This window comes from Pseudomonas sp. HR1, from assembly GCF_030175875.1.
Taxonomy (GTDB): Bacteria; Pseudomonadota; Gammaproteobacteria; order Pseudomonadales; family Pseudomonadaceae; genus Chryseomonas; species Chryseomonas oryzihabitans.
Genome location: NZ_JASNRF010000002.1, coordinates 893,993 through 900,692, shown reverse-complemented (window position 1 = coordinate 900,692; position 6,700 = coordinate 893,993). Strand labels below are relative to the sequence as shown.

General features: G+C 59.0%; 8 protein-coding genes. 3 read left to right on the top strand and 5 right to left on the bottom strand.

The window, feature by feature from the left end; all coding sequences use genetic code 11:
- Together QKY98_RS11450 and QKY98_RS11445 are read right to left on the bottom strand one after the other, a co-directional pair.
- On the bottom strand, positions 1 to 908 hold a 908-nt coding region (locus tag QKY98_RS11450; RefSeq protein ID WP_284670936.1), incomplete at its 3' end, for a YncE family protein.
- A 5-nt stretch (positions 909 to 913) separates the two neighbouring features.
- The gene (locus QKY98_RS11445; RefSeq protein WP_058777457.1) at positions 914 to 1,267 is read right to left on the bottom strand and encodes a DUF305 domain-containing protein; all 354 of its coding nucleotides are present in this window, start codon (positions 1,265 to 1,267) and stop codon (positions 914 to 916) included.
- A 130-nt stretch (positions 1,268 to 1,397) separates the two neighbouring features.
- On the opposite strand from QKY98_RS11445, the gene QKY98_RS11440 reads away from it, so the two are divergent.
- From QKY98_RS11440 to QKY98_RS11430, 3 genes are all read left to right on the top strand, one after another.
- Positions 1,398 to 1,910, top strand: coding sequence for an RNA polymerase sigma factor (locus QKY98_RS11440; RefSeq protein WP_027597937.1), 513 nt, complete (start codon positions 1,398 to 1,400; stop codon positions 1,908 to 1,910).
- Positions 1,911 to 1,939: 29 nt separating this feature from the next.
- Positions 1,940 to 2,662: an anti-sigma factor family protein gene (locus QKY98_RS11435; protein WP_108576350.1), complete on the top strand. Its 723-nt coding sequence runs from the start codon at positions 1,940 to 1,942 to the stop codon at positions 2,660 to 2,662.
- A gap of 284 nt (positions 2,663 to 2,946) precedes the next feature.
- Positions 2,947 to 3,327: a DUF3742 family protein gene (locus QKY98_RS11430; RefSeq protein WP_284670935.1), complete on the top strand. Its 381-nt coding sequence runs from the start codon at positions 2,947 to 2,949 to the stop codon at positions 3,325 to 3,327.
- 51 nt (positions 3,328 to 3,378) lie between these two features.
- Here the strand turns inward: QKY98_RS11430 and QKY98_RS11425 are convergent, their stop codons facing one another.
- The 3 genes from QKY98_RS11425 to QKY98_RS11415 are packed head-to-tail and all read right to left on the bottom strand — an operon-like array spanning position 3,379 to position 6,689.
- On the bottom strand, positions 3,379 to 4,941 hold the full coding sequence (locus QKY98_RS11425; RefSeq protein WP_284670934.1) for a conjugal transfer protein TraG N-terminal domain-containing protein: 1,563 nt from the start codon (positions 4,939 to 4,941) through the stop codon (positions 3,379 to 3,381).
- Between the two features lie 9 nt (positions 4,942 to 4,950).
- Positions 4,951 to 5,313 carry a hypothetical protein gene (locus QKY98_RS11420; protein ID WP_284670933.1) on the bottom strand — a complete coding sequence of 121 codons (363 nt, stop codon included), beginning with the start codon at positions 5,311 to 5,313 and terminating at the stop codon, positions 4,951 to 4,953.
- 2 nt (positions 5,314 to 5,315) lie between these two features.
- A complete protein-coding gene (locus QKY98_RS11415) occupies positions 5,316 to 6,689 on the bottom strand; it encodes an integrating conjugative element protein (protein ID WP_284670932.1) in 1,374 nt (457 codons plus the stop codon).
- Positions 6,690 to 6,700 lie beyond the last annotated feature (11 nt).

The following is a 6,700-nucleotide window of genomic DNA, read 5'->3' as shown; positions in this document are numbered from 1 at the left end:
AGACCGTGGGGCAAAGCGCCAACAGGAATGCTGGCGACTTGGCTGAAATCATCGGTTCGGAAGACCTTGACTCGATTTTCTCCGCCTACCGTTACATAGGCGAAGCTTCCGCGGGCATTGCGAACCAAGTTGACGTGATTAGTGATCGCGCCAGTATCAAGCGTCTTAATCAAGCTGAACGGCGGTTTGGCTGCGAACACCTGGGTCTTACCGACATCTTTTAGGGTGAGCCAGACCTGTTGGCCATCTGCAGACGCAGCGATGTTGGGGCAGAAGGGACTCGCCTGAGCGACGCGGCCAACAATTCGATGCTCGGCAACCGAAACCACTACGGTTTCCGGAGTGAACGAGGAGCAGACGTAGCCATAGCGGCCATCAGGGGAGAAGATCTGCATGCCAGGGCCTGGCGGTACGCCAATTCGCGTCTTCTCTTTGAAAGTCACCGGGTCGATCACGGCGATATAGTCCTCGCCCCGTACCGTGACCCAAAGCTCTTTGCCGTCAGGGGTGAAAAAGGCTTCATGAGGCGCGCGACCCAGATAGGTTTTACCCTTCACCTGGTTGTTGGCGGTGTCGATGAAGGACACGGAGTTCGAGCCTATCGCTACGACGGCCAAGGTTCGCCCATCTGGCGAAAATCCCAAGCCATGCACCAGTAGCTCGCCCTTGTACAAAGGACTCAAGTTCTTGGGTTGGCTGTCGCCTAGGGTGATGACGCCGAGCAATTTTTCCGTGCTGGGATCAATCACCGATACCGTGTTGGAGAACTGCTCCGCCGTATACACACGGTCTTGGGAACTAATCGTGATGTCCGGTTGTGCAGCAGCACGCGGAACTTGACCGGCTGAAGCGGTGCAGGAGATTACTAACAACACAGCGGCGAGCGGGGTGAGCGACAATCGAGGCATGAGGATTACCGAGTTGGAGAGGCGGGCAATTCAGAAAGCGCCTGCTGCATGACGGCGATTTCCTGTTGTTGGGTGACAATGATCTCTTGGGCCAGACGGCGTAGGCGTTCGTTATGGCCATACCGCAATTGGATCCGTGCCATTTCGATCGCACCCTGGTGATGTGCCGTCATCTGGGTCACAAAGTCGCGGTCTACGTTGCCACTGCTGGGCTTGTGCATCGCGGCCATCATCTGATCCATGGCCTGACGGTTGTCGGCCTGCGCCGTGGCGGCGCTGCTATCAGGTTCGGCCCAGGCAATGGGAAGCGCGAGCACCAGAAGGGTGACTGCCAACAACGGGTGTTTGACTGAAAACACGTGGCGCTCCAGCAGACTGGTGAGTTTCCAATGCAGACGTTTGTACGGTCTGGGTTATTCCATACCTACAAAAATAAAAATTGTGGGGAATAAAAGGTCAGCTCAAGCGTCTGTCAGCGATACCAGGGGAATGTCCATGCTTGATGACGCCATGCTTTCTCAGCTACTACCGTCTCTGCGTCGCTTCGCAAGATCGCTTACTCGTCACGAAGCCAGCGCCGATGACTTGGTCCAGAGTTGTCTAGAACGGGCGCTTACGCATGGGAACACGCGCTGTCCCGCCGGTGATGTGCGAGCCTGGCTGTTCACCATCCTGTACCGCCAATTCGTTGATGGCCGACGTCGTGAGCGCCGCTATGGTCGTCTGTTGGAGTGGCTGGGATTCCAAGAGGTCCCGGTTGAGCCTTCGGCTGAGACGATCTATCTGGATCAAGAAGCGTTGACGAATCTTGAGAGACTCAATGACGAACAGCGTGCCCTGCTGCTGTTGGTCGCGGTGGAAGGCATGAGCTATCGCGATGTATCACAGGCGCTTGGCATTCCACTGGGAACCGTCATGTCTCGTTTGGCGCGGGCACGCGCGGCCTTGAGACAGATCCACGAAAGTCCTTTGGCTACCGCCGCTTTGCGAGTATTGAAATGATGTATCGACCTCCTACTCCTGAAGAGTTGATGGCTTATGCCGACAATCAGTTGGATGCGCTGCGGCACGAGGAGGTGATGCGCTATCTTGCAACCCATCCGGAAGATGCCGCACGGGTAGCTGATATCCGCGAGCAGAATCGTCGGCTACGGCTGATTTTTTCTCCCGTGCTTGAGCCTTTACCGACACACCTTATGCCAGCAGTCGTGCGACACCGGATAGTCGCCAGACGTAAAAGACGTATGACTTATCTCGCTTCGCTAGTGCTGACGTTAGGCCTGGGTAGCGGCTTAGGGTGGCAGGCACGGGAATCGATGCTGCGGCGGGCGCACGTTCCAATGGCGGATGCCGTGGAGGCTTATCGACTATTTGCGAGCGCCGAGGGGCGGCCGCCAGTCGATGTAACCGGCCAGGACGGTGCGATTCAGCATTGGCTTGAAAGGACATTTGTGCAGGCGCCCGCCCTCCCTAACCTGGAGCGCTTCGGCTTGATCCCAGTGGGTGGTCGTCTCATGGCCACGGACACCGGCGCCGCCGCGATGGTGCTCTACCGGGATACGAAAGGGCGCCAAGTGATCTTCTATGTGCGGCATCCCAACAGCCAGCGCGACGTTGGCCACGGATCTCGTAGGGAAAGCGACGTTACGGCTGACTATTGGTCAGGACAGGGCTACAACTTTGCGTTGGTGAGTCCTAGCGAAGCATCGTTTGATACCTTGCGTGAGGCGATCTCGCAGAGGCCACCTCTCTAGTTCCCATTCAGACCAGTGCTCGTTGCTTGAAACCAACCCTGTCCAACATTTGGAGGTCATTTCACCAACGGCGGAGCCCTTTCTGGTAGGGCTTTTACCCTTAAAGCCCCCTTCCATTCCCTCCTTTGCTCCAGCCCATTTCCGCTCCTAACCCCTTGATCCATATGACAGATTGCTCAAGTCTCTGCAGTGTCTAGCACGATAAAGCTGTTGCAGGCTAGTGAGTTGGGGCGTATAAATGATGTCATAACGCAATCCCTTTTGACGCAGTATGGGGTGTTCATATGTTCAGTTCAGCACAGTCACCCGCTTCAAACGTGGGTCGCTACATCGCTAAGGCGCTGATGCCCCTGTTCTGCATCGAGCGTCTTGTGGCAAAAGCTCTCAGTGGTTTTGGACTATCCACCACCATGGTGCATGGCTTCAAACTCCTTTTACGAGCTGTGTTAGTAGTGTCTGCGCTGATGTACTCCTGGATGCTGGTAGTACCTCTCGTTGGCTTTGGTTTTGTGGCCTACATAGTCGTTGGGGGGCTCGACCGTAACTCGTCAGTTTCTCCCAGTCTGAACATGGCTCTGAAGGAGTGCGACTACAATGGCGCTTACAGAGATGGTGCTGACGGTTATGGCTATTACGACAATATGGGTTTGAAGATCCACGACTGAGCGATCGTCTCTGTAGAAAGCCCCTAAAGTTCAGGGGCTTTTTTGTGTCCGCTACCTTGATGCATCTCGCTTCATCACGGCTGAAGCGGCCATCTTTCCTCCTGCCGCACTTTCGTTCTTCGCAGATTGCGCGCCCTTATCCAAGCCACTGAGCACGCTGCCAATGCTGTAGCCTGACCACGTCAGTGCGGTAACCCAAAACGCGGGCAGGATCAGAAACATCGCACCCATTACGTAGTTCAAAAGCATGTCCCCTTGCATGTTACTAAGGCCGATAATAGGGTCGAAGTTCGCATGGGGTGCGGTATTGTTGACCTTGTAAATTCCGGTGCCATACAGCGCGTCCATGATGGTGCTGTCGACCCACCTCGCCAGCTGCAGCCAGAAATCCACGAAGATCAGCGCGAACTGGGCGAACGTGAGCGTCATGGCCACCTTGAGGTCATACGTCCCCAGTACCAGCACGATGGGGATACAGATGATGAACGCCATCTTCAAGAAGGCCATTACCATCGGCGCGGCCTGCCGGACGCTGTCCATTGCTGGGAAGTACGCAATTGAGCCAACCGCTTGACCTAATCCTGAAGCAACGCGGGTGATATCACCTGTGATTGTGGTACCCACCTGACCACCGTAGTCCCCGTAGACCTGCCCCTGCGTCAGCGTCTGCTTCTTCGGGGAGACCAGGTCCCGAATCACTGAGTCATTCACCTCGTCCTGAGACATGAAGCTCGCCCACTTGGCGAGCTTGGTGAGGGTGTCAGGTTCAACCTGTGCCAGCAGTCGCGCCTTGAGGCCAATGGAGCCGTCCGACCACCACTGGGTGCAGGTGGGATAGCCCCCGCCTCCTGTGGTCTGTGCAAGGCCCGCATCTCGGGTTGCATCATAGGGCCAGGCCGTCCGCGGCGTATGTGAGCGGAAGCCCGAGCTGCCATCGCTGTAGTAGCCGCTGGTGTTGAGGAAGTACTTCGAGCCGATCCAGCTGATGTCCAGGTACTGCTTGTCGGTCAGGGTGGGCTGGGTCATGAAAAGCTTGGCGCGAGCCCGGGCGTAGCAGTCGTTGGTGAAGTCTGCTACCTCCTGCGCGAGAAGGGGATTGTCGATCCTCTCGGCGTTGACCTCCATGCGTAGCTGCTGCAGATCCTGACCGCAGGGAATACTGGCCACCGCACCCGCTGCCATGCCCTTCGACAGGGCGTGGACCACCATCCACCAGACCGGCACCTGGGCGCTCTTGCCGTTGAGGGTGCTGAAGGAGGTTGCCCAGCCCGTTGCGTCCGGCTTGGGCACGTCGACCTGGCATTGCTTGGAGCGAGTTTGGTCGTACTGGATGGTCGAGAAGCTGATGGTTGCCGCTGTGGATGGCATGAGCCCGAGCATGATGACGAAGATGGCTGTATAGAACCGATTTTCGATCCTGGCCAAGCTGAGGATTCCCTTGTTGCCCTCGTCCTGGCCCTCGCCGCGGGCCCGTAGCCATTCCTGGATAACGATGGCGGCGAAGGGCGCGGCGAATAGGCCGGTCCCGCCGATCATTTCCCAGATGCCGCTGTTGATGATCCAGCCCACCAGGGTCAGGTAATACTCAAGGTAGTCGTTGGTATAGAGCTGCATGGCGATCTCCTACAGCATCCCGGCATTGCGCAATTCGAAGAGGCCGATGACCAATACGACCATCACTTCGCAGCGATAGAGGCGTCCGCGATCATTGGTCTGTGCGATGAGCCGCTTCCGGCTGGGCCACCAGAAAACCACCAGGCCGGCGTATAGGCAGATCCGCCATGCCAGAAAGTGGATGTGATGATCGGCCTGCCACTGCCGATAGCTCTGCAGGTCGCCGAAGCCCCACGCCGCCACCAGCACGAAGCCTAGGGCGATGGATACCGCCAGCAGGAAGGGCCATAGCAACGACCAGGTCAGACGAAGGCCGCGCCGACCGATTCGGAGTCCGGTACGAACGCGCTGAGTCCAAGAAGAAGTAGTCATGATCAGTCGGCCTTTTTCGCCGGATTTTCGGTGCGATCCAGCCGGTTCGGCAGAGGATCGCCCTGGAAGATGCCCTTGGAGGCATCCTTGCGGATCGAGGCGCGCTGCAGGATGGTTGTCGGCGAGTTGCCGGCCAGCTCTCGGCGCATGTCCAGCTCGGTCTTGAGGTTCTGGATCTCGGCCTGCAGGTTGGCGGCGTTCTGGTCGACCTGCGTCTGGGCGACCTGGTTGGCGGCCACATTGGGCTCCTGACGGCCAGCGGCCAGAGTGCGTGTCAGCGACAGGGCCTTCTCGATGACATCGGCCAGGGCGACCTCGGACACGAGCCGCTTGGCCAGCACGTCCTGGTCCTGTTCGGTACGCAGCGATTCGATGATGCCGCGGGTGACTGGGATGGAGTTGCTGCCGGCAGCAGCCAGGTTCTCTGCCGTCATCGGCTGGGTGCCGGCGATGAGCGCGTTCACCGCCTTGAGCTTGGTGTCGTAGGTCTCTTGGATAAGCGGGGTGAGCCCGACCCCGGCCTGGGTCACCGTCTTCTGGCAGTTGTCGCAGGTCTGCTGCTGTTGCTCGCCCAGGACGCGGGTGGCAAAGGTCGCGGCCTCCTGCGGTGATGACCAGGTGCTGCAGACGAGGCCGCCGTTACAGCTGTTGGCAGGGATGCTCCCCGTGCTGGTGGGCGCCCGGCCGCTGAGCATGTTGTAACCGGCCTTGGTGACGTCGCCGACCACCTTGATGGGCTGCTGGCCACTGCCCCCAGCCTTGCTCCCCCCAACCCAGGTCACGCCCTCGTTCCCGCTCTTCTGCTCGACTTGGTTGATGGCCGCGACGGCATCGGTGGTGCCGGCAGCGGCCGACTTCATCGCCTCACCCTCGGCGAGCTTGTTCCAGCCAACCTGGCCGCCGGCGACATCGAGCATCTTGTCGGCGATGGCGCGGCAGGTGCCTTTCGAGCGATCGAAATCCAGGCGCGCCTGGCCAATGCCGTTGGTGATCAGGTTGTATAGGCCTGGGTTGGCGCGCTGCAGGATCAGGCCCGGGAGGGAAGCGACGGCGCTGGTGGCGTTCTGCAGCACCGAGCTCATGATGGTCTGAAAACCCTGGGTGGCGCCGTTGAGCTGGTTCTGCAGGGTGTTGGTCAGGCTCATGTTTCCGCAGATCAGGTTGGTGTTCCAGCCACCACCGATCTGGATGCTATCCATGTTGCCGACGCTGCCCATGGACACGGCGTTGCCGCCGCCGATGCTGTAGAGCACGTCGTCACCGATGACGCTGCCCTGGGACTGCACGCGGTAGGGCTCGGCCGCCTGGACAGCGCTGCCGAGGAGAAGGCCGGCCAGGCAGGTGCTGGCCAGCAGGGTGAGGCGAGTGGTGCTCATGATCGACGGCT

Excerpts from the sequence above, each read along its gene's own strand:
- QKY98_RS11440 (WP_027597937.1), top strand. The coding sequence starts at position 1,398 with ATGTCCATGCTTGATGACGCCATGCTTTCTCAGCTACTACCGTCTCTG.
- QKY98_RS11435 (WP_108576350.1), top strand. The coding sequence starts at position 1,940 with ATGGCTTATGCCGACAATCAGTTGGATGCGCTGCGGCACGAGGAGGTG.
- QKY98_RS11430 (WP_284670935.1), top strand. The coding sequence starts at position 2,947 with ATGTTCAGTTCAGCACAGTCACCCGCTTCAAACGTGGGTCGCTACATC.
- QKY98_RS11425 (WP_284670934.1), bottom strand. The coding sequence starts at position 4,941 with ATGCAGCTCTATACCAACGACTACCTTGAGTATTACCTGACCCTGGTG.
- QKY98_RS11420 (WP_284670933.1), bottom strand. The coding sequence starts at position 5,313 with ATGACTACTTCTTCTTGGACTCAGCGCGTTCGTACCGGACTCCGAATC.
- QKY98_RS11415 (WP_284670932.1), bottom strand. The coding sequence starts at position 6,689 with ATGAGCACCACTCGCCTCACCCTGCTGGCCAGCACCTGCCTGGCCGGC.